Here is a 24,290-nt window from a genome sequence, read left to right on the forward strand (position 1 = left end):
GATCGTAATTATGAGCGCACTAAATAAAAAAACCTTGTTCACCTATTTTAAAGAGGGTGGCATTTATCTGGTCCTGTTGGTGTTACTGGCGATTATTATTATCCAGGACCCAACCTTTTTAAGCCTGATGAACCTGAGTAATATCCTGACCCAATCCTCGGTGCGTATTATCATTGCGCTGGGCGTGGCCGGGCTGATCGTCACGCAGGGGACAGACCTTTCCGCCGGGCGTCAGGTAGGGTTGGCAGCGGTAATTGCCGCGACCTTGCTGCAATCGATGGATAACGTCAACAAAGTGTTCCCGCAGATGGAAACCTGGTCGATCCCGCTGGTGATCTTGCTGGTTTGCGCCGTGGGCGCGGTGATTGGCCTGGTCAACGGCTTGATTATCGCCTATCTCAACGTGACGCCGTTTATCACCACGTTGGGCACCATGATCATCGTTTATGGGATCAACTCCCTGTATTACGATTACGTGGGGGCTTCACCGGTGGCCGGTTTCGATCCGAAATTCTCCACCTTTGCCCAAGGGTTCTTGCGATTCGGTGACTTCAAGCTGTCATATATCACCTTCTACGCCATTATTGCGATCGCCTTTGTCTGGGTGCTGTGGAATAAAACCCGCTTCGGCAAGAATATCTTCGCCATCGGCGGCAACCCGGAAGCGGCGAAAGTCTCTGGCGTCAACGTCCCGCTGAACCTGATCATGATTTATGCGCTGTCCGGGGTGTTCTATGCCTTTGGCGGTTTACTGGAGGCGGGCCGTATCGGTAGTGCCACCAACAACCTCGGCTTTATGTATGAACTGGATGCTATCGCGGCCTGTGTGGTCGGCGGGGTGTCGTTCGCCGGTGGGGTAGGTACGGTGCTGGGCGTGGTGACCGGGGTGATCATCTTTACCGTCATCAACTATGGCCTGACCTATATCGGCGTGAACCCTTACTGGCAGTACATTATCAAGGGTAGCATTATCATCTTCGCGGTAGCGTTGGACTCCCTGAAGTACGCCAAGAAAAAATAAGTCTGTTTGCGCTTTACGATAACGGCCAGCATCTGCTGGCCGTTTTGCTTTTGCTATGTAACACGACAGATATACCATCTTAGTGTTATTCCAGTCGTCGCTGTTCCCCCTCACCCCAACCCTCTCCCCAAAAAGGAGAGGGGGCAGAACGGAGCTGCGTTCAGGGACAGGAGTTTATTTGTGGCCATGACGCATTCGGTGTTGTGGTCAGACGCAGGAGTTAATTTGTGGCACATACGGTCCCCTAGCCCTTTGGGAGAGGGTTAGGGTGAGGGGCGCTCGCTGAAGCGTGAGGTCAAACTCAGCTTTTCTTCTGCTGCTGGGCTTTAAGCTTTTCTGCCGCGAGCTTGTGCTCCAGCTCTACCAACTGCTCCGGCGACACAGCCGGGTAACCCGGTGCATCTTCCGGCACCTTGTGCATCGCAGATATCGGGATTAATGGGCCAAGGAAGCGGGGCTCACGCTTGAGGATATACAGATCGGTCAAGGCTCCCAGGCGGGCAAAGATCTCGCGTACGCGCACCGTCATCATGTTTTTTGGCGAAGGTACCGCATAGCATTGCGCCTGGATGCCCATATGCAGGGCGATAAACAGGGCGCGCTCGCAGTGGAAACGCTGGGTGATGATGATGAAGTCGTTGGTATCAAATACCTTGCGCGTACGGACGATGGAGTCGAGGGTACGGAAACCGGCGTAGTCGAGCACGATATCGCTAGGCGCAACGCCAGCGGCCAGCAGATCGCGGCGCATGGTCATCGGCTCGTTGTAGCTTTGCTGGGCATTATCGCCGCTCAGCAGCAGGTACTTCACCTTGCCGCTGTTATAGGCGTTGATCGCCCCTTGAATACGGTAGCGGTAATATTGGTTCAGCACTCCGGTACGGTAATATTTGGAGGTGCCAAGCACCACCCCCACCTGACGGTGTGGTAGCGTTTGCATTTCTTCGTAAATGTAAGGCGCGGTTTTCCAGCTTATCCAGCGATCGAGCGCGATAGCCGACAGCATCAGCACCGAAATGATGATGAACAGGCTAATTATCAGGCGTTTCCACATGTTGATGCCTTGCGCGAACGAGGGCTAAAGTAAGACTCAAGGCTACTTTACCTGCCCGGCAGACGCAAGCAATGAGCCGTTTACCGCAGGTATTACGCTGCATTTTTCAGCATAATCTTGTCTAGGCGTGAGAACCGGGCCTGATTAACAGGCCCGGTGAGGAACTTAGAACGAGGTACGCTTGTAGATACGATACTGCGGACGCCAGAAGTTATGCTCGATGGCTTTAGACAACGCCTCTTCCGACGTCACCACTGCTACACCCTGCAACTGAGCAGCTTTGCCCACTTCCATCGCGATGCATTTGGATACGCCTTGAATATCATCGATATTCGGCAGTAGTGCGCCGTGGCCGTCGGTAGCCAGCGGAGAACAGTCGGCCAGGGCTCGGCTGGCGGCCATCAGCATGGCATCGGTGACCCGTTTTGCCCCTGCAGCCAATACGCCAAGGCCAATCCCTGGGAAGATATAGGAGTTGTTGCACTGGGCAATCGGGAACAGCTGGTCTTTATAGGTTACCGGTGAGAACGGGCTACCAGTGGCGACCAGTGCAGCACCGTCGGTCCAGTTGATGATATCTTCTGGCCGGGCTTCCACGCGGGAGGTTGGGTTGGACAGCGGCATCACGATCGGACGCGGGCAATGCTTGTGCATCTCACGGATCAGCTCTTCGGTAAACAGCCCCGGCTGGCCAGAGACGCCGATCAGCACGGTCGGCTTGGCGTTGCGCACCACTTCCAGCAGGGAGATCGCATCGCTCTCCACCTGCCATTGCTGCAGACTGGCACTTTTCTGCACCAGCTTGCTCTGGAAATCCAGCAGGTTCGGCAGCTTATCCGTCAGCAGGCCAAAGCGGTCAACCATGAACACGCGGGCGCGGGCTTCTTCTTCGCTCAATCCTTCGGATTTCATCTGGGCAATGATCTGCTCGGCAATACCACAACCTGCGGAACCGGCACCCAGGAAGGCAACGGTTTGATCGCGTAGTTGGCTACCAGCAGCACGGCTGGCGGCAATCAGGCTGCCCAGCGTCACGGCGGCGGTGCCTTGGATATCGTCGTTAAAGCAGCACAGCTCATCACGATAGCGATTAAGCAGCGGTGTGGCGTTGTTCTGGGCGAAATCTTCAAACTGCAACAGCACGTTCGGCCAACGGCGTTTCACCGCCTGGATGAATTCTTCCACAAAGGCGTGATATTCATCGCCAGAAATACGCGGATGACGCCACCCCATATAGAGCGGATCGTTCAGGCGCTGTGGGTTGTTGGTGCCCACGTCCAGCACCACCGGCAAGGTATAGGCCGGGCTGATGCCGCCACAGGCGGTGTACAGGGAGAGCTTACCGATTGGAATACCCATGCCCCCGATGCCCTGGTCGCCCAGGCCAAGGATGCGTTCCCCGTCGGTGACCACAATCACCTTTACGTTCTGCTTGGTGGCGTTTTGCAGCATATCGTCGATACGATCGCGATTGGGGTAGGAGATAAACAGCCCACGCGCGCGGCGATAGATATCGGAGAAATGCTCACAGGCCTCACCCACGGTTGGCGTATAGATGATGGGCATCATCTCGCTCAGGTGCGAATCCAGCAGGCGATAGAACAGCGTTTCGTTGGTGTCCTGAATATTGCGCAGGTAGATGTGCTTGTCGTTATCGTTCTTGAAATCCTGATACTGACGGTAAGCGCGTTCCACCTGTTCTTCGATGGTTTCTATCGCTTCCGGCAGCAGGCCGTGCAGGTTGAAGTTACTGCGCTCTTCTTCGGAAAAGGCGCTGCCTTTGTTCAGTAACGGGAACTCCAACAGAATGGGGCCAGCGTAGGGGATGTAGAGAGGGCGTTTGCTTTCGTATTCCAGTTCCATCAGTTTTACTCTTTGCCTAGGGTAAGCTTTATTACTGCCGATCCTAAGATATCGGCAAAATATGTACAGCATTTGTTAGTAAATAATGAGGAATTGTCGCTTGTTGCTGTTTTTTTAGACGGATTGCGGCGGAGCACGCTGGCTCCGCCTGAGGGATCAGAAGGTGACGCGTTGGACGTCTTCGCAGCCCAAGGCCGCCAGGGTGGCGCGGGTGGCATCCCACTGGGTCAGGATTGCGCCTTCCGCTTCTGCCAATACGGCACGACGGATTTTCTGGCAATCGCCACCGGAGACATTCATCAGGATCAGGGCGGCCTGCAATGGCGGCAAGCTAGGGTTGAACGCGGCGTTTTCTGCATAGCGACCTGCGTAAACCTTGCCGTCTTCGGCTTCCAGCGCTACGCCGCTATGGGCGGTGCTGTAAGGAGCATGGCTGCGATTGGCGGCATCCAGGGCAGCTTTCGCCAGTTCATCATCCAGCGTCAGTTGGAAACCGTGATCGACCGGATCCATCAGCAACTCGCTGATTTGCAGATCTTTCGGGCCGAAGGAGTAAGGCAGGTAATCACCCAGCGTGGCGGTTGCCCGTGCAGGCAGGTGGATCTCCAACTCGGTGCCGCTGTTAAGTTCATTCATAAACTGGCGGCAGTGGCCACAGGGTGAGTAGTTGACGGTGACCGCAACCAGTTTGGCTTCGCCGCGCAACCAGGCATGCGTGACAGCGCACTGCTCCGCATGCACGGTTTGTTGCATAGGTGCACCACGGAATTCCATGTTGCCACCAAAATACCAGTTGCCGCTGACGCCACGCGCCACCGCCCCGACGTGGAAATGCGAAATCGGCGTTAACGAGCAGGCCGCCGCTAATGGCAGCAGAGCAAAGGCCAGAGCATCGTCATCCAACCCGCACTGTTGCTTGATCGCTGCGATCTGCTCGGCCTTGAACATGGCTGCGAAATCAGGCGCATCTAAATAAGGCAGCAGGGCGGTTTGCAAGGCAGCAGGCAATTCGCTGTAGGCGGAGTGAAAGCGAGAATGCATAAGGAAGTCTCTCTACAAGTTAACGGGTTAACATTTTAGGCAACCGGCCCACAACAAAATGTGACTTGTATCTATTTTTTAATGAAACAACTGCAATGAAACTTATAAATGCGAGACGTATCGCAGGTTTTTAGCCGTTAACCAAACAGCCGCAGCAGTATCGGGAACACGAACGGCGCGGCCAGGGAAGTGATAATCCCGCAGATAACCAGAGCCAGCGAACTGAATGCGCCCTGTTGGTAATCCATTTCTACGCAGCGTGCTGTCCCCAACGCATGCGAGGCGGTACCCATTGCCAAACCGCGCGATGAATTGGTGTTGATCCGCAACAGGCTAAGCAGCGAATGGCCAAGAACCGCCCCCAGAATACCGACAAAAATTACGCACACCGCGCTGATGGCCGGGATGCCGCCAATCGACTCGGCTACCGCCATGGCTATCGGAGTCGTCACCGATTTGGGCAAGATCGAGGCGGCAATCTCGGGTTTGGCCCCCATCAGCAGGGCAATGGCACCGCCGCTGATCATTGCGGTCATGCTGCCAATAAAACAGACGGTGATGATGGATTTCCAACGCGCGCGGATCTGATGGATCTGCTCGTATAGCGGAAAGGCAAGGGCGACCACCGCCGGTTGCAGCAGATCGTTGAGGATTTTGCTGCCTTGAAAATAGCGTTCATAAGGAATGCCGGTCAGCAACAGCAGCGGGATAATCACCGCCATCGAGACCAATAATGGGTTCAGCAACGGCATGTGGAGCTTTTGCGCCAGCTTGCGTGCCGCGTAAAACACCACCAGGGTCAGTGGTAAGGACCACCAGATATTTTGCATCATTGCTCATCCCCCGCATCTTTTGCTTTACCGAGGATGGGACGCTCGCGGTGGAAGTAATGTGAAGTATAGCCAACCACCACAAACACCAGCAGCGTACTGATCAGGCAAGACACGATTAGCGGAGCTAAATCGTCAACTATCTGGTCGTAATACTTCATGATACCGACGCCGATTGGCACGAACAGCAGCACCATATAGCGGATAAACAGATGGCAGCCAGGCTTGACCCATTTGGCCGGTAGAATTTGTGAGGAGAGCAGGGCAAACAGGATCAACATCCCGATAATGCTGCCGGGGATGGCGATCGGCAGCAGCGCCGCAATGGCGTTACCGGCGAACAGGCTGAGGTAGATCAGCACGATCGCCCTGACATATTTCCAACACAGGTTAAATAGGTTGCCCATAGTGCATTCTCGTTGATGTTGACGCATTCATCATACAATTAAGCTGTGAGCTACGCCACAAAACGCATCATGAATTCTCGCTATGCCTATCATGCCATTTTGGCAAGATTACGGCCCGCCTTAAGTGTAGCGGGCCAGGCTATTCCGTGTTGTTTAGGCTGGCAAGCGGCTTTTGCTGTTCCGCCAAACGATGGCCGAGGAAAAAGAACAGCAGGCTGAACAACGCGGCGGCGATCAACACCAGGAACATGACCGGCGGTGGCGCATAGCTCAGCAGGAAACCGCACATCACCGGGTTGATGGCACCTCCCAGATTACTCAGGCTCTGCACGCCGTAATAGCTGCCTTTCAGGTGAGGCGGGGCGATAAAGTCGATAAACATATATTCGACCGGAATGACGATAATTTCCCCCAGGGTGAAAATCGCCATGGCCAGCACCCATAACCATATCGAAAGGCCTGCCAGCATAAAGCCGATCAGCCCCAGGACGAAGAACAGCGTGCCCAGCATCAGCCAGCGCAGCATGTTGTCCTGGCGCATACCGCGGCTCAGCAGATACTGCAGGGCGATGACGATGCAGGCGTTGACGATCATCACCACGCCAATCACTTTGTAAGCAAATTCGGCATCGCTAACGATGATCAGATACTGCGACAGATAGCCGGTAAATTGGCCAAACACCACCGCGCCTAACGTGCTGCCAAGGGTGAAATAAATCAGCCGCCGATCGCCGCGTAGCACCTTCAACGTCTGGCGGAAGTTGAGAACCGACGGTGGAGTGTTGCCAGTGTCTTCTATCGGTGGCGATGGATAGCTGCGCAGGCGGAAGCTCAGGGTTATCACAGTCAGTAACGCCAACCCGCCGGACAGGTAGAACGGCAGCAGTGGGCTGTAACCGGCTACCATCACGCCCAACGATGAGCCGACGGCCCAGCCAACGTTCACCAGCGTATAGTTGATCGAGAACGCCTTGATACGCTGATTTACCGGCAACCAACTGGCAAAGCAGGCCTTGATGGCGATGCTGAGCACCGCATAGGCGGTATGCAAGATGGCCAGCACCAGGATAACGCCAGCGGGGCGCGAGACCCATGGGATAGCAAAAAAGCTCAGCGAAAATAGCAGGATGGCGAGCAGGATCAGCGGATTTTTATTAAAGCGATCGACCAGATAGCCGCCATTAAAGCTGCTGATGATACCGATAGTCAGGCTGACGCCCAAGATAATGCCCACGTTTTTCGGCAGCAGATGGAAGTGCTCGGTCAGGTAAATGGTGATAAAGGGCAGCGTGACGCCACGGCCTATGGTCAGCACCAGCGAACTTGCCAGCAATATTTTAATCAGTGGGGGGAATCCCTTCATAACCAAACCTGTTGATGCATACAGTTATTACGTCAATGCAACTACAGTAGCTTATTTTGTGGTGTAGAGAAGAGGGCAACGGAAAAATTGTTTAAAAAAAAGAGGCTACGTCTGTAGCCCCTCGGTAAAACAGCATTATTTACCGGATTTGGCCTGCAGGGTGGCAAACCAGGGTTGGATGAAGTCTTCGCTGCTGCCCCAGCCTGGAATAATTTTGCCCAGCGAGGCTACGTTGATTGGACCGGTCTGGCTGACCAGCAAGGCCTGCGGGATGGCGGCGGCTTTAAACTGATAGGTGGCAGGCGTTGGCTCACCCGCCAGCTTGTTGGCAATCAGGCGTAGGTTGACCGCCCCGATCAGCTTGGTATCAACCGCAACGCTGACCTTCCACGGGCTACCGGCTTCGTGCATCAGTTGCAGATCCTGGTTGGAGATATCGATGCTGTAGAGCTTGATCTCGGTGCGGCCATTTTCTTGCAGCGCTTTATAGGCTCCCTGGCTGAAGGCATCCCAAGTGCCCCAGATGGCGTCGATTTTGCCTTTCGGGTATTTGGCCAGCACCGCACCGACTTTATTGGCGGTATCGCCCTGGACGTCGGAGGAAACCGCCCCGATCGATTCCAACTCATGAATGCCCGGATTTTGCTTGAGCAACTGCTGGTAAGCGGCCTGGCGGCGCTCCATCGGCGGGAAGCCTGCAACCCACAGCTTGATAATGTTGGCCTTACCGTCGAAGTCTTTGATCAACTGGCCGAAGGATTCATTGGCCAGCGAGGCATCATCCTGTTGGGAAACGGTGACGCCGGGGATCTCGCCGCTAACGTCGGTATCAAAGGCCGACACCGCGATACCTGCCGCAGCGATGCGCTTGACCAGATCGGTGGAATAGGGCGCGCGGCCTTGAGAAAGAATGATGCCGTCATACTTCTGGCTGATGGCCTGGTTGACGAAGTCCTGAAAACGCGCGTCATCGCCGTTGCTCAGGAAGGTATCGACCTTGAAACCGAGCTTGCGCCCCTCCTGGATTGCTCCGGCCAAAAACTGGGTGGTGTTGTCATCGGAACCCAGGTTACGGATCACCGCCACGCGGATCTGCCCTTGATGCTGGGCAATAGCGTCAGGAACGGGGGCAAGCGTGGCTTCAGCGGCCAGCAGGGGCAGGCTGGTCAGCAGGCTGAGGGCGAGCAGTGAGGTCTTTATCGTTTTCATTATTGGCTCCGAAGCAGGTGAAGAGTTCCCGGTAAAATTGGATGTTTAGATATCTTTCTGTCTAGACGTCTATAGCATGCAATGCAGCATCATAACCAGATGCCTGGCAATTGGGAATCCACCGGCTTATGAATTTTTCTCAGGTGTTATAACGATTGGTTTGGATGGGGTGCGCAGTTTTGGCAGGAGCCGGGAGATCGACGGTGCTGGTGGCGGTAATCTTGGCTGATGAAGAGTGCAATCACGCTGATTAAGGCACGCCGTTTAAGATCTGATATGACCGAGGCAGAACTAGCCTTGTGGCTGCAACTGCGCGATCGCCGCTTGGCGGGGTTTAAGTTTCGGCGACAATTTCCGGTTGGGCCTTTCTTTGCCGATTTTGCGTGTTGGCAGGCGAAGCTGATTGTTGAGCTGGATGGCGGCCAGCATTCGGTGCAGGTGGCTTATGATCAGCAGCGTACCCATTTTTTAGAGCAGCAGGGTTTTACCGTGATTCGTTTTTGGAACGATGAGGTTTTACTTAATTGGGAGGGTGTGAGACAGGTGATTTTATGGCATCTGCAGGGTCGTATGTCCCCTCATTCTGGCTTCTGAGATACCCCTCACCCCAACCCTCTCCCGTAGGGCGAGGGAGCTGCCCGGAGCATATAGTTAGCCCGTGCTGCTTCGGAAAGAAATGAATAAGAAGAAAGGCTGGGTATGACTCGGAGAAATCAACGAACTCGATCAGTCCCCTTGAGGGCGAGGGAGCTGTCCGGAGCGTATAGTTAGTCCGTGCGGCTTCGGAAAGTAAGGAGTAAATAGAAGGTAGGTATTACTAGGTCGGAAAGTAAGGAGTAAGAAGAAAGGCTGGGTATAACTCAGAGAGATCAACGAACTCGATCAGTCCCCTCTCCCTGTGGGAGAGGGGACTTTGCTATATATTACAAAAGCTTACTTAACCTGCATGCCAGGCTGTGCGCCGCTGTCCGGGCTGAGCAGGAAGATCTCCTTGCCGCCAGGGCCAGCCGCCATCACCATCCCTTCGGAAACGCCAAAGCGCATTTTACGCGGTGCCAGGTTGGCCACCATAATCGTCAAACGCCCTTCCAGCAGTGAAGGATCAGGGTAGGCAGAGCGAATACCGGAGAAGATCTGGCGTGATTCACCGCCCAGATCCAACTGCAGCTTCAGCAGCTTGTCGGAGCCTTCAACAAACTCGGCGCTCTTGATCAGCGCGATGCGCATATCGACCTTGGCAAAATCGTCAAAGCTGATGGTGTCCTGGATCGGATCGTCCGCCAGCGGGCCGCTGACAACCTTCTGGCTGGCTGCCAGATCTTCTTTTGATGCATTTACCATTTCATTCACTTTGTCGAGATCGATACGGTTGAACAACGCCTTGAAGGTGCTCACCTGATGGCCCAGCAGCGGCTGCTCAATGCCATCCCAGCTCAGTTCGCAGTTGAGGAACGCTTCGGCACGTTCGGTCAATGCAGGCAGTACCGGCTTCAGGTAGGTCATCAGTACGCGGAACAGGTTGATGCCCATCGAACAGATAGCTTGCAGATCGGCGTCGCGGCCTTCTTCTTTCGCTACGACCCAAGGAGCCTGCTCATCGACATAGCGGTTGGCCAGATCGGCCAGCGCCATGATCTCGCGGATCGCCCGGCTGGTTTCACGGCTGGCATAGGCCTGCGCAATGCTGGTGGCAGCATCAACAAAGGTCTGGTACAGCGCAGGGTCGGCCAGGTGATCGGCTAACTGCCCGGCAAAACGCTTGTTGATAAAGCCAGCGTTACGGGAGGCCAGGTTGACCACTTTGTTCACGATATCCGCATTCACTCGCTGCACGAAGTCTTCCAGATTCAGGTCGATATCGTCGATGCGTGAAGAGAGCTTGGCGGCGTAGTAATAACGCAGGCAATCGGCATCCAGGTGCTTGAGGTAGGTGCCAGCTTTAATGAAGGTGCCGCGCGATTTGGACATCTTGGCGCCGTTCACCGTCACATAGCCGTGCACAAACAGGCTGGTTGGCTTGCGGAAATCGCTGCCTTCCAACATCGCTGGCCAGAACAGGCTGTGGAAGTAGACGATATCCTTACCGATGAAGTGATACAGCTCGGTAGTGGAGTCTTTACGCCAGAACTCGTCGAAATCCAGATCGCCGCGTTTATCGCACAGGTTCTTGAACGAGCCCATGTAACCGATTGGCGCATCCAGCCAGACGTAGAAATATTTGCCTGGGGCATCCGGGATTTCGAAGCCGAAATACGGTGCATCACGGGAGATATCCCACTGTTGCAGACCGGATTCGAACCATTCCTGCATCTTGTTTGCCACCTGCTCTTGCAGCGCGCCGGAGCGTGTCCAGGCTTGCAGCATGTCGCTGAAAGCAGGCAGGTCGAAGAAATAGTGCTCAGAATCACGCATTTCCGGGGTAGCGCCGGAAACCACGGATTTAGGGTCGATCAGCTCGGTTGGGCTGTAGGTTGCGCCACAAACTTCGCAGTTATCGCCATATTGATCCGGAGATTTACATTTCGGGCAAGTGCCCTTCACAAAACGATCCGGCAGGAACATGCCTTTCTCGGGATCGTAAAGCTGAGAAATGGTGCGTCGCTTGATATGACCGTTCTCTTTCAAGCGGCCATAGATCACACCTGACAGTTCACGGTTTTCTTCGCTATGGGTCGAATGATAATTCTCATAGCTGATGCCAAAACCGGCGAAATCCTGTTGGTGCTCGCGGCTCATTTCCGCGATCATCTCTTCCGGCGGGATACCCATCTGCTGTGCTTTGAGCATGATTGGCGTACCGTGCGCGTCATCCGCACAGATGAAATGAACTTCGTTGCCGCGCATTCGTTGGTAACGAACCCAGATATCTGCCTGGATGTGCTCGAGCATGTGGCCGAGATGGATGGAACCATTTGCGTACGGTAGCGCGCACGTCACCAATAATTTTTTCGCGACTTGAGCCATAATGAAAAGTTGCTTTCTTTAATGAGTGAAAAGGGTCTTTGATGTTACCCGATCGCGCTCTCTGCTGCTAGGGCGGTTTCTTTCGGGTTATACGAGCGAGTTACCCTGCAGTTCTGATATGCTTATCAGGTTGCTATCCATTCAAAATCAAGGAGCCGGGATGAACGCCAAATCCCCTGAGCAGACCAACCCTGAAGTTCTGCGCGCCCTGGTGACCGGAGTATTGGCCGCCTTCGAACACCCGACGTTAAAAAACAACCTGACCGCACTGAAAGCCATCCACCACTGCACGCTACTGGACAATGTCCTGCATATCGAATTGGTCATGCCGTTTGCCTGGCAAAGCGGGTTTGAGGCGCTGAAAGAATCGGTAAGCGCCGAACTGCTGCGCGTGACCGGCGTTCAAGCTATCGAATGGAAGCTGAAACACGATATCACCACCTTGAAACGCGCCAATGACCAGGCCGGTGTGAAGGGCGTGCGTAACATAATTGCCGTCAGTTCAGGCAAAGGCGGGGTGGGGAAATCCAGCACCGCGGTCAACCTGGCGCTGGCACTGATCGCCGAAGGTGCCAAAGTGGGGATCCTGGATGCGGACATTTATGGCCCGTCGATCCCCAACATGCTGGGGACTGAACATGAACGCCCAACCTCGCCGGACGGCCAGCATATGGCTCCGATCATGGCGCACGGTTTAGCGACCAACTCTATCGGCTACCTGGTGACCGACGACAACGCCATGGTGTGGCGCGGGCCGATGGCCAGCAAGGCGCTGCTGCAACTGTTGCAGGATACGCTGTGGCCGGATCTGGATTATCTGGTGCTGGATATGCCGCCAGGGACCGGGGATATCCAACTGACCCTGTCGCAGAATATCCCGGTGACCGGTGCGCTGGTGGTGACGACACCACAGGATATCGCCCTGCTTGATGCCGCCAAAGGCATTGTGATGTTCGAAAAGGTGCATGTGCCAGTATTGGGCATCGTTGAGAACATGAGCATGCATGTGTGCAGCAACTGTGGTCACCACGAGCCAATTTTCGGTACCGGTGGGGCAGAGAAACTGGTGCAGAAATACCATAGCCGCCTGTTGGGGCAGATGCCGTTGCATATCTCGTTGCGGGAAGATCTGGATCGCGGGCAACCGACCGTGGTCAGCCGCCCGGACAGCGAGTTTGCCGAGATGTACCGTCAACTGGCGGGGCGCGTCGCTGCTCAAATGTATTGGCAGGGGGAAGCCATCCCTACCGAGATCTCCTTCCGCGCTCTGTGATTGCCCTGCATTAAATTGTTAGTTTAGTGCTCTCGTCTCCCCCTCACCCCAACCCTCTCCCACAGGGAGAGGGAGCTGATAGCCCCTGCTCTTTTGGAAGTAATAAGGTGATCAGGCAGCTCGACCGTCACTTTAACCAGGATGAACAGGGTCAGTCAGCTGGTACTGATGAAGAATCACTACACTTTCAACCTAACTCGATCGGTTCCCTCTCCCTATGGGAGTGTTGGGGGGAGGGGTCATTAACGACTCTGAGGTGCTGAAACCTGTGGTTTTTTGTGCAAATCAGCCCGGACAAAAGGTTTTTCTACCGGTGCAATAGTCACGGCAATCCTTTCCAGTAACCCCTGGGTCGGTGCCGCAGTGCCGGAATTGATCAGGACAAGGGGCAGCGCCAGCGTAACGGCGATTTTGCGGTAGGACAGCCGCGGTGGCTGCGTGCCACGTTGTAGTATTAAGAAGGTGCTGCTGACGATAAAGCCGAGCGCCAGACCGGTGATCACCTCAGAAGTAGAATGGGCGTGGATCACCAAACGTGAATAACCGACTACGGCGGCCAACAGATAGCCGACGATCACCGCGGTGCGTCTGACTGGCGATGAAAAACGCCCACAGAGCAACCACAGCAAAACCGGCCAGATACTGGCAGACAGGGCCGAGTGGCCACTGAACCCGGTAAAATCCCAGTGGCGGCTGCCGATGCCCCAACCCATAAACGCCAGCTTCGATACGCAAACTACGGCACCCACGCCGCCAAACAACAGCATCCATTGCCAGGTTGGTTTTCTACTGGTAGGGGACAGGAGTAAAATAATAAAGACGATGGCTGCGCAGGGCAGCAGCAGCATGCTGTCACCAAAAAAAGTCAGAAAATGCCAGTTCATGTGCGGTTGTACTCTAAGAAATAGGATCGAAGACGGTCTTGATGATGGCGTGAATTGTACCCTGAGTCGCCGATTTGCAGTAGCGTAAAAAATCTTAAATCCCGCGGCAAAAGATACTCTGCATGTCAATTACGCCGGTTTGTGGGGATAATCTCCCGCCTTACCGTCTAAACGCTGGCGCCGAGAGCACTAACTCCCTATAATTGACCTGTTTTATACCCCCTTTCCCCACATATGAAATCAGGTCTTTAATTTTATGACTGACAAGTCGCATCAGTGCGTCATTATTGGTATAGCTGGCGCATCAGCCTCCGGAAAAAGCCTTATTGCCAGTACGTTATACCGCGAACTTCGCGATCAGGTTGGCGATCAACATATCGGTGTGATCCCGGAAGACAGTTACTACAAAGACCAGACGCACCTGACCATGGAAGAGCGGGTCAAAACCAACTATGACCACCCCAGCGCCATGGATCACAATCTGCTGTTCCAGCATCTGCAAATGCTGAAATCCGGCCAGGCGATTGAGCTGCCGCTGTATAGCTACACCGAACATACGCGTAAGAAAGAGACGATCCATCTCGAGCCCAAGAAAGTCATCATCCTGGAAGGGATCCTGTTATTGACGGATATCCGCCTGCGCCAGGAAATGAACTTCTCGATCTTTGTCGATACCCCGCTGGATATTTGCCTGATGCGCCGTATGAAGCGCGACGTGAATGAGCGTGGCCGCTCCATGGATTCCGTGATGGCGCAGTACCAGAAAACCGTCCGCCCAATGTTCCTGCAGTTTATTGAGCCTTCAAAGCAATACGCCGATATTATCGTACCGCGCGGGGGTAAAAACCGTATCGCGATAGATATCCTGAAGGCAAAAATCAGCCAATTCTTTGAATAACTCATTAACAGGCCAGCCTGTTTTTGCTGGCCTTTAGCGAACTATTTGAGCCCTGACATAGACCTTGAGCCCGTTGTGTGGCAATTTTCGTATAAGTTTATGCGCCTTGATGGAATGGAGAAAATAATGAGACTGTGCGACCGCGATATCGAAGCCTGGCTGGATAACGGAAAACTGGTGATTTCACCGCGTCCTCCCATTGAGCGTATTAACGGGGCCACAGTGGATGTCCGTCTGGGCAATCAGTTCCGCGTGTTCCGTGGCCATACCGCTGCCTTTATCGATCTCAGTGGCCCAAAGGATGAAGTGAGCGCTGCCCTCGACCGCGTAATGAGCGACGAAATTGTGCTGCCGGAAGGCGAAGCCTTCTTCCTTCATCCAGGTGAACTGGCGCTGGCGGTGACGCTGGAGTCGGTCACCATCCCTAACGATCTGGTTGGCTGGCTCGATGGCCGCTCTTCGTTAGCCCGCCTGGGATTGATGGTGCACGTTACCGCACACCGTATCGATCCAGGCTGGCAAGGCTGTATTGTGCTGGAGTTCTATAATTCAGGTAAGCTGCCGTTGGCATTACGCCCTGGCATGTTGATCGGTGCGCTGAGTTTCGAACCGCTTTCCGGGCCTGCGTCACGGCCATACAATAGCCGCCAGGACGCGAAATACAGGGATCAGCAAGGGGCCGTGGCCAGTCGTATTGACAAGGATTAACAGCGAACCGGTATTACGCTGACACGAGGATGGCATGAGAAGACTACTGACGACTTTGGTGATTTTGCTGGTGGTGCTGGTGGCAGGGATGTCTGCCTTGGTGCTGTTGGTTAATCCGAATGATTTCCGCGGCTATATGATCAAGAAGGTTGAGCAGAGCAGTGGCTATCATCTGACGCTGGAAGGCGACCTTCGTTGGCACGTCTGGCCGCAGTTGAGCATTCTTGCCGGGCGAATGACGCTGACGGCGCCAGGGGCTGCGGCTCCGGCGGTCAGCGCAGATAATATGCGTCTGGATGTCAAACTGCTGCCGCTCCTTTCCCACCAGCTTTACGTTAAGCAGGTGATGCTGAAAAATGCCGTTATCCGCCTGACCCCCGACAGCGCAGAGCAAAGCCAGCCCAATGCCCCTATCGCCCCCGGTGGTAACCAGGCGGATGATAGCTCGGGCTCCCTGTGGAAATTTGATATCGACAACCTGCGGGTGGTGGACAGCTTGCTGATCTGGCAGCGAGCCAACAACGAGCAGATTAACGTTCGTGATATCAATCTGACCCTGCAGCAGAATGACAAGCATCAGGCGCAGATAGAGCTTTCCAGCAGGGTGAATCGCGACCAACGCGATCTGAGCTTCAACCTGGCGGCCAATCTCGATCTGCAACAGTTTCCCCGCCAGATAGGCGCGCAGGTCACGCAGTTTAGCTACCAGCTTGAGGGCGCAGATATTCTTGCCGGTGCCATCAAGGGGGAAGGGAGCGTACAGGCGGTTTATCAGCAGGCTTCGCAGCAGATTGTCTTGAGCCAACTGATGCTCAGTGCCAATGATAGCCAGTTGACTGGGAGTGCTAGCGCGCAGTTCGGACCAGTGCCTGCTTACACCTTGGATCTCAGTGCCACACAACTCAATCTGGATGCACTCTCGGGCTGGCAGACAAAAACCCCTGATGAGGAGAAGCTGCCGCCGCCGGTGACTGCATCCCCGGTGATTGCCAATCAGGCGGACGATCCGCAACAGAATTTACAGGTGTTACGTGACTTCAACGCGCAACTCAAGCTGAAGGCGGACCAGGTTACCTATCGTGGGATGTCGATTAATCAGCTGGCGGTGCAGGCAAGCAACCAACAGGGATTAATGACGGTGACTACGCTGTCTGGCAAGTTGGCCAGTGGTGATTTCTCCCTGCCTGGTTCGATGGATGCGCGAACTGATAAGCCGCTGATTAAACTGCAGCCGCAGTTACGGCAAATTGAGCTGGGCGAGGTACTCAAGGCCTTCGACATGCCATCGGCGTTGACCGGCACGTTCAACATGCAGGGCGATTTGAGCGGCGACCGTCTCAATGCCAAGGCTTTCGAACATCGCTGGCAAGGAACGGCGGAGCTGTCCATGCAGAATGCGCAACTTCATGGTTTGAATATCCAACAGCTTATCCAGCAAGCCGTGGCGCGTAATGACAGTAGCGTGCGTGGTGAGGATAACAACCAGCGCTACACCGCGGTGCAACAAATGAGCGCCAAGGCCAGCTTGAGCAAAGGGCAGATCACGCTCAGTGGGCTACAGGCAGAGTCACCGGTGATGAGCCTGACCGGCAGCGGTACGCTCAATATGCCTGGAAAACAGTGCGATTTAACCATGAACGTACTGGTAACGGGGGGTTGGCAGGGCAACAATGCGTTAATCGCACAACTGCGCGAAACGCCGATCCCACTGCGTGTCTATGGCCCTTGGGATCAGCTCAATTATCAGCTACAGGTCGATCAGCTATTGCGTAAGAAACTGCAGGATCGAGCCAAAGATGCCTTGAACAAGTGGGCGGAGAAGAATAAAGGCTCCCAGGATGGCCAGGATCTGAAAAAGCTGCTCGATAAGCTGTAAACCTTATCAAACACTGCCCGCGCTCTCTTTAGGTTATGGTGAGCGCGGGTTTGCCCCCCAAACGACAAAATCGATACCTTTGATATTCATCTGGCATACTGCTGATGGCTTCCCTACAATAAGGGATCTGTTAATGAATAAAGCAAGGATTGACGGTGTCAAAAGCGAATTCTAATGCCACCATTGTGGATATTGCCCGCCGAGCCAACGTGACCAATATCACTGTCTCCCGTGCTTTTAATAAACCCGAACTGGTAAAGTCTGAAACGCTAGAGAAAATTCATGCTATTGCCAAAGAGCTTAATTATGTTCCCAATGCTTTCGCTCAGGGATTAAAGAAAAGCAGTAGCCAAATTATCGGCATTGTTACCAGCAGCATGTATAACCCTTTTTATTCCAACCTGATCCAAACCGTATCGCGCATTGCCCGCATGCAGGGCTATCAGATTATGCTGTTTGATACCGACGGCAGCGAAGAGGCTGAAATGCAGGCGGTGCAGGCCCTGTTCGGTTATAAGGCGCGGGGCATTTTGCTCTCTGCCGTACGCGACGATCGGCACTATCAACCCGCCTACCTTGATCAGGCCGAACGCTATCATACTCCGCTGATCCTGATCGACAGGGACATTTATAATCAACAGCTTAGTGGCGTGTTCCTCAACAACCAAGAGATTGGCAAACTGGCCGGGAAATATCTGGCCGAGCAGCCGGAAAGTAATATCCTGATCCTGGGTGGCCCGGCCGACTCGGAAATTACCTTGGCGCGAACCCAGGGAATTATTGATGCTCTGGAGGAGAAGGGGAGTAAAATCACCATTATCCATGGCGACTATGATTTTATTTCGCAGGCGGCACGGGTAAAAGAATATCTTGCCGATGAACGGCATCAACCGGATTATATCGTGGGCCTCAACGGTATTATCACGCTGGGTGCAATTTCTTTATGTCATCAGTTGGGTATTTACCATCGGGTGAAATTCTTCTCGATCGATGAACCGCCCAAGGCGCGGGATTATGGGCAGCATATTGCCGGGGTTTATCACGATACGCAGGTGTTAGGGGAAATCGCGGCGGAGTTATTGTTTAATGCGATTAAAAATAATCACAGCGATCAGCCATTGAGGCGGGAATTCTTTACCGGGATGTTGCTTGTCGAGTGATGTTGCCCCTCACCCCAACCCTCTCCCACAGGGAGAGGGAGCTGTACGGTGCGCATACGTAGCCCGTGTAGCTTCGGAAAGTAGGGAGTAAAAACAAGAAAGGCAAGGTCTTACTCAGGGCAATCAACGAACTCGATCGGTCCCCTCTCCCTGTGGGAGAGGGTTAGGGTGAGGGGTAATTCGCTGAGTTATCAGGCTAATCCACCCCATTACTGCCCATAGTAAGCATTTTTACCGTGCTTGCGTAAAAAGTGCTTATCCAACAGCGCGGGCTGCATTGGCGGGATCGTCGGAGTCAATTGCCGCGTGGCCATCGCCATTGCCGCCACTTCCTCCATCACCACCGCATTATGCACCGCATCCGCCGCCGTTTTTCCCCAGGCGAACGGCCCGTGAGAATAGACCAACACCCCCGGCACCTGCTGCGGATCGCGCTTCGCCTGTTGGAACGTCTCGATAATCACCTGGCCAGTTTCCCGCTCATAGTCGCCAGCAATCTCGTCCTCACGCATAGGGCGGGTGCAGGGAATGTCACCATAAAAATAGTCGGCATGGGTGGTGCCCAGGGCCGGGATCGCCTGGCCAGCCTGTGCCCAGATGGTGGCATTACGGCTGTGGGTATGGACGATGCCGCCAATCTCGGGAAAGGCGCGATACAGCGCCAAATGAGTATCGGTATCCGAGGACGGTTTACGCTGCCCTTCTTGGATAACTCCGTCCAAATCCACCACCACCAGATCGTCTATCGTCATCACCTCATAGGCGATCCCCGAAGGTTTGATCACCACCAGCCCCTGCTGGCGATCGATCGCCGACACGTTACCCCAGGTAAAGGTCACCAAACCATAACCCGGCAGGCTGAGATTGGCCGCCAATACCTGCTGCTTCAACTCACTTAACATGTGATGCCTCCCTGTTTCATCTGCTGCTCGATCCAGCTCTTGGCCTGGGTGATATGCTGGATATCCTGGCCATCGTTGCGTGTCCACATTTCCAGCAGGAATGGGCCGCGATAGTTGAGCCGATTCAACACGGCAAAGGTATGAGCAAAGTCCACGCAGCCGCTGCCGAAAGGCACATCGCGGAATTGCCCTGTGGTGCCAGGCAGCACTGGCAAAGTATCTTTTAAATGGATGGCGGTGATTTTGTCGATGCCTTGCTCCAGCTCAAAATCGACGTCATTGCCCCAGGCGCTGAGGTTGCCGATATCGGGATAGACGGTAAACCACGGGCTTTCAATCTGCCTGGCAAATTCGCGCCATTTGCTGATGCTGTTGATAAAGGTGGTATCCATGATCTCCACGGACAGCATCACCTGTGCCTTGGCCGCCAGCTCTACCGCCCATTGCATACCTTCGATAAAACGCTGGCGTGTATGGCGATCGGCAGTTTCGTAATAGACGTCATACCCCGCTAGCTGAATATTCCTGATCCCGACGTCGACGGCGAAATCCAATGCCTTTTCCATCAACGTGCGTGCCTGTTGGCGGATAGCGGCATCATGGCTGCCAAACGGATAACGACGATGGGCGGATAAGCACATGCTGGGCACCGTGATGCCACTGTCAAAACGGGCGTTGATAAGCGCCAGCCGCTGTTGCCGATCCCAGTCCAGGCGCTGCTGACGCTCCGGCTGTTCATCAATGGAGATCTCCATAAACTGGAAACCCAGCTCGCTGGCAATACCCAGGCGTTGTGCCCAATCAAGATCCGCTGGTAAGGCTTTTTCGTACAGCCCAAGCGAGACGTTATTAGTGGTTTGCATGCTGGTTGGCCTCATTTAAAACGTGGGCGATATTCAGGTAGCCCGCAAAGCGATCGCGTAAGCGTCGGTTAGCCGCCGTGTCGGGGTAATAGGTATGTACTTCAGGCTGAATAACCTGCACGGCCTCGGTAAAGCTGCTGTACTCCCCGGCACCCACGGCGGCACAGATCGCTGCGGCACGGCAGCCACTTTGCTGGATATTCACCACTTCCAGCGGCAAATTACCGGCGTTGGCAAACATCTGCATCCAGACGTCGGACTGCGTGGGGCCGCCGGTCATGCGAATACGCTCTACGCGTGGATTTAGCGCCACCAGACGATCCTGATGAACCAGATGAGAGAACACGATGCCTTGATAGATCGCATGCACGATATCGGCCATGTCATGGTGCCCGCCCAGGCCAATCAGCCCGCCCGGCAGATTGCTACCGAGGTTGGAGCCGAACAGGTACGGCAGGAATGTGATGTCACTCGGCTGTTTGCTGCGTTCTTGTACCCAACGGTTGAACTGCGCATAACGCTGATGATCGTTGTCGCAAAACTGCCGTAAGAACCAGGCCAGATTGCTCGCCGAGGTTGGGCTGCCTTCGTGAACAAAGTAGCGGCCCTCCATGCAATAACGCCCCCAGGCAAAAGGATGGGAGGAGGGGATCAGGTTCTCCGTTACGCAGGTAGCGATCGACCAGGTACCCGCCACGGCGCTCAGGGTGCGATCGTCGACCACTCCCGAGCACAAGGCCGCGCCAACCACATCAAACAGGCCGCCATACACCGCCGTTCCTGCCGGTAATCCGCATTGGGCGGCAGCAGTAGAGGTCACTTGCCCGGCAAGCTCGGCGGAACCTAGCAGTGGCGCGGTTTTGTCGGCCACTTCCTCAATGCCGAATGCCGCCATCAACACTGGGTCGTAGTCGGCTGTTTGCTGGTTGAACAGGTTGCTGCCGGAGATGTTGGTGATCTCCGCCGTTGCTTCACCCGTCAGGCGAAAGCGCAGGTAGTCATGAGCCATCAGCACTCGATCAATCGCCTCATATTGCGCGGGCTCATGCTGTTTCAACCAACGTAACAGCACTGCCGGATGGCTGTTCCAGATGGGTTGCAGGCTACGGGGGTAGGTGACGGCTTCGATACCTTGCTGCTGTAACTCAACCACCATCGCCCCGGCACGAGTATCCGAAGAAACGATGCCGTTGCGGACCGGCAGGCCCTTTTTATCAATCGCATATAGCCCTTTGCCGTGTGATGAGAAGCTTACGCCACGCACCCGATCGCCGGTTATATCCGCGAGGCTGAGTACCTGGTGAATGGTCTGGCAAAGGTCACGCCACAAGGGTTCCATCTCGCGTTCAGAGAAACCGGGTTGTGGGGAAACAGTTTCCCCATCACATTCCGCTACGGCAATTTCCTCACCGTTAGCTCGGTATAGACCCGCCTTGATCAGCGTGCCGCCAATATCAATGCCCAGAAAATATCCCATATCGGTTCTCCTTAGCTTATTTACGGCGGCTGGAACTGAGGTAGATAGCGGCGAGGATAATGCCGCCCTTGACCACGTTCTGGATGTAAGGCGACACGCTCATCAGGTTGAGGCCGTTATTCAGTACGCCAAGCATCATGGCGCCTACCAGCGTGCCGATAATGGCGCCTCTGCCACCGGAGATGGCGGCCCCCCCAAGCACTACGGCGGCGATGGCATCCAGCTCAAAACCTTCACCGGCGTTGGGCTGCCCGCTCATCAGGCGTGAAGTGAGTACCAACCCAGCCAGTGCAGCGGTCGTTCCGCTCACCACATACACCAGGACTTTGTAACGGGGCACGCGGATCCCGCTCAGGCGCGCGGCTTCTTCGTTGCCGCCAATGGCGTAGACATAGCGGCCAAACGGCAGGTGGTTAAGCATCAGGTAGGCCAGAATATAAACGCCGACCATGATCAGCACTGGTACTTGAATACCTAATACGGAACCGCGGCCGAAGAAGGAGAACATGTCCGGCAAGCCAGAAATCGGGTAGCCGCCGGTGTACAGCAGTGCCAAACCACGGGCGATACCCATTGAGGCCAGGGTGACGATAATCGGTGGCATGCGCAGATAGGCAATGCAGGCACCGTTGGCCAGACCAAACAGGGCGCCGATCGCCAACGCGGCGACCATCGCCAGAGGAATAGGGATCCCTCCGAGCATCAAGCCAGCGGCAATTGAACCGGACAGTGCCATCACCGGCCCGACCGAGAGATCGATGCCCCCAGTCAGGATTGCGCAGGTCATGCCCACGGCAATAATGGCGTTGATCGACACCTGGCGTGCCACGTTAGTCAGGTTGTTGACCGTCAGGAAGCTGTCATTAAGCCCGCTCATCAGCAGGAACAGAATGGCGAAGCCGATAAAAGGCAGCATCGCGGGGTGGTGCAGCAACTTCTCCCAGCGCTTGCCGAGGCTCTGCTTCTGGGCCGCGTGGGTAGGTGGGGATTGTTCAATTCCGATCATAATGCACTCCCGGTTGCATGAAGCATGATGTTATGAGACTCGATTTCATCCCCTGCCAATTCGGCAACAATGTGGCCGCCACGGAACACCAGCACGCGATCGCAAACGCCGATGATTTCCGGTAACTCGGATGAAATCATGATGATAGAAATGCCTTTCTGCGTGAGCTGTTGCATCAGCTGATAGATTTCGGATTTGGCGCCGACATCAATGCCACGGGTAGGCTCATCAAAAATAAGGATGTTGCAGTCATTGTTCAGCCAGCGGGCAATGACCACTTTTTGCTGGTTGCCGCCGCTCAGGGTGTTGACGGCGGTATCCGCATCCGGGGTTTTCACGCCTACCGCACGGATCAGGCGCTGAACGATATCGTCGTCCTTGCGGGCGTTAACGAATATCTTGCCGAACCGTTCGTGGCGGTTGAGGGTGATGTTCTGTGCTACGGAAAAGGGCAGCACCAGCCCCTCGGTTTTACGGCTTTCCGGCAGCAGGCCAATGCCTTGCTTCAATGCCAAAGCCGGGTTACGCAGGGTGGTTGGTTGCCCACTCAGGCTGACCTGCTTGCGATAGCAGGCGCTGGCACCGATCAGCGCAGAGACCGTCTCGGTACGGCCCGAGCCCACCAACCCGGCAAATCCCAGGATCTCGCCTTTGAACAGGTGGAAGCGATCTTCCTGCTGATGCTTGGTGCGCTGAATGCTGGCTTCCAGCAGGCGAACTGAGGTATCGACAGGGTGCGATTTCACCGGGAAGGCATTTTCGATTTTGCGCCCGACCATCAGCTTCACCAGTTCATCCACGTTGGTGTCGGCCGTGGGCAGCGTTTGCACATAGGTGCCATCGCGCAAGACGGTGATCTGGTCGCAGATAGTGAAGATTTCATCCAGGTGGTGCGAGATGAAAATCATGCCGACGCCCAGCAGTTTCAGATCGTTCATTACGCTGAACAGGTGATCGGCTTCGCCCGGCGTCAAGGTGGCGGTAGGCTCATCCAGCACCAGTATGCGGGCGTCCAGCGACAGCGCCTTGGCAATCTCGACAAACTGCTGCTGCGCCACGCTCAACTGCGCCACCGGGCAATCCAGATCGATATTCACCGTCAGCCGTTTGAAAATAGCCTCGGCTTTTTTGCGCATGGCTTTGCGATCTAATAATCCCCAGCGGTTCTTGATTTCCCGGTTGAGGAAAATATTGTCCAGGGCGTTCATATAAGGAATAAGCGAGAACTCCTGAAATATGATCCCCACTCCGGCGTTAATGGCCTGCCGATAATTATCAAACTGGCGGCTGGTACCCTCCATGATTATTTCGCCTGAATCCGGTTGGTGAATACCACACAGGATTTTCACCAACGTCGATTTACCGGCTCCGTTTTCCCCTAGCAAGGCGTGTATTTGGCCGTGTTGAATGGTGAGGTCAATACCGTCCAACGCCTTCACGCCCGGAAAGGACTTCTTGATCTGTTTTAATTCTAATAACGCCGTCACGGTT

Annotated in this window: 21 protein-coding genes; 7 read left to right on the forward strand and 14 right to left on the reverse strand. The window is 54.7% G+C overall.

The features are described 5' to 3' along the window. The first annotated feature begins 10 nt into the window (after window positions 1–10). Window positions 11–1,021 carry a galactose/methyl galactoside ABC transporter permease MglC gene (gene mglC / locus ACMV5I_RS15890; protein WP_046808124.1) on the forward strand — a complete coding sequence of 337 codons (1,011 nt, stop codon included), beginning with the start codon at window positions 11–13 and terminating at the stop codon, window positions 1,019–1,021. 301 nt (window positions 1,022–1,322) lie between these two features. Here the strand turns inward: mglC and sanA are convergent, their stop codons facing one another. The 7 genes from sanA to ACMV5I_RS15925 all read right to left on the reverse strand — a co-directional run bounded on the left by sanA (window position 1,323) and on the right by ACMV5I_RS15925 (window position 8,788). Beyond that, on the reverse strand, window positions 1,323–2,075 hold the full coding sequence (sanA, locus tag ACMV5I_RS15895; RefSeq protein ID WP_074028798.1) for an outer membrane permeability protein SanA: 753 nt from the start codon (window positions 2,073–2,075) through the stop codon (window positions 1,323–1,325). A 165-nt stretch (window positions 2,076–2,240) separates the two neighbouring features. Continuing rightward, window positions 2,241–3,938 (reverse strand): NAD-dependent malic enzyme, encoded by a 1,698-nt coding sequence (locus ACMV5I_RS15900; protein ID WP_141131753.1) that lies wholly within the window; start codon window positions 3,936–3,938, stop codon window positions 2,241–2,243. A 156-nt stretch (window positions 3,939–4,094) separates the two neighbouring features. After that, on the reverse strand, window positions 4,095–4,979 hold the full coding sequence (gene cdd, locus ACMV5I_RS15905) for a cytidine deaminase (protein ID WP_414824790.1): 885 nt from the start codon (window positions 4,977–4,979) through the stop codon (window positions 4,095–4,097). 137 nt (window positions 4,980–5,116) lie between these two features. Continuing rightward, window positions 5,117–5,812, reverse strand: a complete 696-nt coding sequence (locus tag ACMV5I_RS15910; protein WP_261457011.1) for a CidB/LrgB family autolysis modulator — start codon at window positions 5,810–5,812, stop codon at window positions 5,117–5,119. After that, window positions 5,809–6,216, reverse strand: coding sequence for a CidA/LrgA family protein (locus ACMV5I_RS15915; RefSeq protein ID WP_021180584.1), 408 nt, complete (start codon window positions 6,214–6,216; stop codon window positions 5,809–5,811). Before ACMV5I_RS15915 ends, ACMV5I_RS15910 begins: the two co-directional genes overlap by 4 nt. Before the next feature lie 139 nt (window positions 6,217–6,355). Continuing rightward, complete coding sequence (locus tag ACMV5I_RS15920; RefSeq protein WP_414824791.1) at window positions 6,356–7,579, reverse strand: MFS transporter; 1,224 nt, start codon at window positions 7,577–7,579, stop codon at window positions 6,356–6,358. Window positions 7,580–7,714: 135 nt separating this feature from the next. Beyond that, window positions 7,715–8,788: a sugar ABC transporter substrate-binding protein gene (locus tag ACMV5I_RS15925; protein WP_414824792.1), complete on the reverse strand. Its 1,074-nt coding sequence runs from the start codon at window positions 8,786–8,788 to the stop codon at window positions 7,715–7,717. A 228-nt stretch (window positions 8,789–9,016) separates the two neighbouring features. Between ACMV5I_RS15925 and ACMV5I_RS15930 the strand changes: the two genes are divergently transcribed. Further along, complete coding sequence (locus tag ACMV5I_RS15930) at window positions 9,017–9,382, forward strand: endonuclease domain-containing protein (RefSeq protein WP_164721872.1); 366 nt, start codon at window positions 9,017–9,019, stop codon at window positions 9,380–9,382. 339 nt (window positions 9,383–9,721) lie between these two features. Here the strand turns inward: ACMV5I_RS15930 and metG are convergent, their stop codons facing one another. Then, window positions 9,722–11,752, reverse strand: a complete 2,031-nt coding sequence (gene metG / locus ACMV5I_RS15935) for a methionine--tRNA ligase (protein ID WP_024528561.1) — start codon at window positions 11,750–11,752, stop codon at window positions 9,722–9,724. 160 nt (window positions 11,753–11,912) lie between these two features. Here metG and apbC point away from each other — a divergent pair, with 160 nt between their 5' ends. Continuing rightward, window positions 11,913–13,025 carry an iron-sulfur cluster carrier protein ApbC gene (gene apbC / locus ACMV5I_RS15940; RefSeq protein WP_021805051.1) on the forward strand — a complete coding sequence of 371 codons (1,113 nt, stop codon included), beginning with the start codon at window positions 11,913–11,915 and terminating at the stop codon, window positions 13,023–13,025. A gap of 242 nt (window positions 13,026–13,267) precedes the next feature. On the opposite strand, the gene ACMV5I_RS15945 is transcribed toward apbC, so the two are convergent. After that, the gene (locus tag ACMV5I_RS15945) at window positions 13,268–13,909 is read right to left on the reverse strand and encodes a phosphatase PAP2 family protein (RefSeq protein WP_024486866.1); all 642 of its coding nucleotides are present in this window, start codon (window positions 13,907–13,909) and stop codon (window positions 13,268–13,270) included. Between the two features lie 256 nt (window positions 13,910–14,165). On the opposite strand from ACMV5I_RS15945, the gene udk reads away from it, so the two are divergent. The 4 genes from udk to ACMV5I_RS15965 all read left to right on the forward strand — a co-directional run bounded on the left by udk (window position 14,166) and on the right by ACMV5I_RS15965 (window position 18,551). Continuing rightward, window positions 14,166–14,807, forward strand: coding sequence for a uridine kinase (udk, locus tag ACMV5I_RS15950; RefSeq protein WP_021180590.1), 642 nt, complete (start codon window positions 14,166–14,168; stop codon window positions 14,805–14,807). A 126-nt stretch (window positions 14,808–14,933) separates the two neighbouring features. Then, complete coding sequence (dcd, locus tag ACMV5I_RS15955; RefSeq protein ID WP_021805049.1) at window positions 14,934–15,515, forward strand: dCTP deaminase; 582 nt, start codon at window positions 14,934–14,936, stop codon at window positions 15,513–15,515. Window positions 15,516–15,549: 34 nt separating this feature from the next. After that, window positions 15,550–17,391 carry an outer membrane assembly protein AsmA gene (asmA, locus tag ACMV5I_RS15960; RefSeq protein WP_414824793.1) on the forward strand — a complete coding sequence of 614 codons (1,842 nt, stop codon included), beginning with the start codon at window positions 15,550–15,552 and terminating at the stop codon, window positions 17,389–17,391. Window positions 17,392–17,546: 155 nt separating this feature from the next. Further along, window positions 17,547–18,551 carry a LacI family DNA-binding transcriptional regulator gene (locus ACMV5I_RS15965; protein ID WP_202712353.1) on the forward strand — a complete coding sequence of 335 codons (1,005 nt, stop codon included), beginning with the start codon at window positions 17,547–17,549 and terminating at the stop codon, window positions 18,549–18,551. A gap of 209 nt (window positions 18,552–18,760) precedes the next feature. Here ACMV5I_RS15965 and araD read toward each other — a convergent pair whose 3' ends face one another. Genes araD through ACMV5I_RS15990 form a run of 5 tightly spaced genes read right to left on the reverse strand, consistent with a single transcriptional unit; the run spans window position 18,761 to window position 24,286 of the window. Beyond that, entirely contained in the window at window positions 18,761–19,453 is a 693-nt protein-coding gene (gene araD / locus ACMV5I_RS15970; protein WP_121606390.1) for an L-ribulose-5-phosphate 4-epimerase, read from the reverse strand. Continuing rightward, the gene (locus tag ACMV5I_RS15975) at window positions 19,447–20,316 is read right to left on the reverse strand and encodes an L-ribulose-5-phosphate 3-epimerase (protein ID WP_121606391.1); all 870 of its coding nucleotides are present in this window, start codon (window positions 20,314–20,316) and stop codon (window positions 19,447–19,449) included. The genes araD and ACMV5I_RS15975 overlap by 7 nt, the downstream gene beginning before the upstream one ends. Next, a complete protein-coding gene (locus ACMV5I_RS15980) occupies window positions 20,303–21,793 on the reverse strand; it encodes an FGGY-family carbohydrate kinase (RefSeq protein ID WP_414824794.1) in 1,491 nt (496 codons plus the stop codon). The genes ACMV5I_RS15975 and ACMV5I_RS15980 overlap by 14 nt, the downstream gene beginning before the upstream one ends. Before the next feature lie 16 nt (window positions 21,794–21,809). After that, window positions 21,810–22,799, reverse strand: a complete 990-nt coding sequence (locus ACMV5I_RS15985; protein ID WP_021805043.1) for an ABC transporter permease — start codon at window positions 22,797–22,799, stop codon at window positions 21,810–21,812. Continuing rightward, window positions 22,796–24,286 (reverse strand): sugar ABC transporter ATP-binding protein, encoded by a 1,491-nt coding sequence (locus ACMV5I_RS15990; protein ID WP_414824795.1) that lies wholly within the window; start codon window positions 24,284–24,286, stop codon window positions 22,796–22,798. The genes ACMV5I_RS15985 and ACMV5I_RS15990 overlap by 4 nt, the downstream gene beginning before the upstream one ends. Between the last annotated feature and the right edge of the window lie 4 nt (window positions 24,287–24,290).

It is taken from the genome of Serratia sp. T13T92 (genome assembly GCF_047530105.1).
GTDB classification, from domain to species: Bacteria; Pseudomonadota; Gammaproteobacteria; order Enterobacterales; family Enterobacteriaceae; genus Chania; species Chania fonticola.

What these genes read in the sequence shown, in the direction of transcription:
- mglC (WP_046808124.1), top strand. Translation starts at nt 11, where the DNA reads ATGAGCGCACTAAATAAAAAAACCTTGTTCACCTATTTTAAAGAGGGT.
- sanA (WP_074028798.1), bottom strand. Translation starts at nt 2,075, where the DNA reads ATGTGGAAACGCCTGATAATTAGCCTGTTCATCATCATTTCGGTGCTG.
- ACMV5I_RS15900 (WP_141131753.1), bottom strand. Translation starts at nt 3,938, where the DNA reads ATGGAACTGGAATACGAAAGCAAACGCCCTCTCTACATCCCCTACGCT.
- cdd (WP_414824790.1), bottom strand. Translation starts at nt 4,979, where the DNA reads ATGCATTCTCGCTTTCACTCCGCCTACAGCGAATTGCCTGCTGCCTTG.
- ACMV5I_RS15910 (WP_261457011.1), bottom strand. Translation starts at nt 5,812, where the DNA reads ATGATGCAAAATATCTGGTGGTCCTTACCACTGACCCTGGTGGTGTTT.
- ACMV5I_RS15915 (WP_021180584.1), bottom strand. Translation starts at nt 6,216, where the DNA reads ATGGGCAACCTATTTAACCTGTGTTGGAAATATGTCAGGGCGATCGTG.
- ACMV5I_RS15920 (WP_414824791.1), bottom strand. Translation starts at nt 7,579, where the DNA reads ATGAAGGGATTCCCCCCACTGATTAAAATATTGCTGGCAAGTTCGCTG.
- ACMV5I_RS15925 (WP_414824792.1), bottom strand. Translation starts at nt 8,788, where the DNA reads ATGAAAACGATAAAGACCTCACTGCTCGCCCTCAGCCTGCTGACCAGC.
- ACMV5I_RS15930 (WP_164721872.1), top strand. Translation starts at nt 9,017, where the DNA reads ATGAAGAGTGCAATCACGCTGATTAAGGCACGCCGTTTAAGATCTGAT.
- metG (WP_024528561.1), bottom strand. Translation starts at nt 11,752, where the DNA reads ATGGCTCAAGTCGCGAAAAAATTATTGGTGACGTGCGCGCTACCGTAC.
- apbC (WP_021805051.1), top strand. Translation starts at nt 11,913, where the DNA reads ATGAACGCCAAATCCCCTGAGCAGACCAACCCTGAAGTTCTGCGCGCC.
- ACMV5I_RS15945 (WP_024486866.1), bottom strand. Translation starts at nt 13,909, where the DNA reads ATGAACTGGCATTTTCTGACTTTTTTTGGTGACAGCATGCTGCTGCTG.
- udk (WP_021180590.1), top strand. Translation starts at nt 14,166, where the DNA reads ATGACTGACAAGTCGCATCAGTGCGTCATTATTGGTATAGCTGGCGCA.
- dcd (WP_021805049.1), top strand. Translation starts at nt 14,934, where the DNA reads ATGAGACTGTGCGACCGCGATATCGAAGCCTGGCTGGATAACGGAAAA.
- asmA (WP_414824793.1), top strand. Translation starts at nt 15,550, where the DNA reads ATGAGAAGACTACTGACGACTTTGGTGATTTTGCTGGTGGTGCTGGTG.
- araD (WP_121606390.1), bottom strand. Translation starts at nt 19,453, where the DNA reads ATGTTAAGTGAGTTGAAGCAGCAGGTATTGGCGGCCAATCTCAGCCTG.
- ACMV5I_RS15975 (WP_121606391.1), bottom strand. Translation starts at nt 20,316, where the DNA reads ATGCAAACCACTAATAACGTCTCGCTTGGGCTGTACGAAAAAGCCTTA.
- ACMV5I_RS15980 (WP_414824794.1), bottom strand. Translation starts at nt 21,793, where the DNA reads ATGGGATATTTTCTGGGCATTGATATTGGCGGCACGCTGATCAAGGCG.
- ACMV5I_RS15985 (WP_021805043.1), bottom strand. Translation starts at nt 22,799, where the DNA reads ATGATCGGAATTGAACAATCCCCACCTACCCACGCGGCCCAGAAGCAG.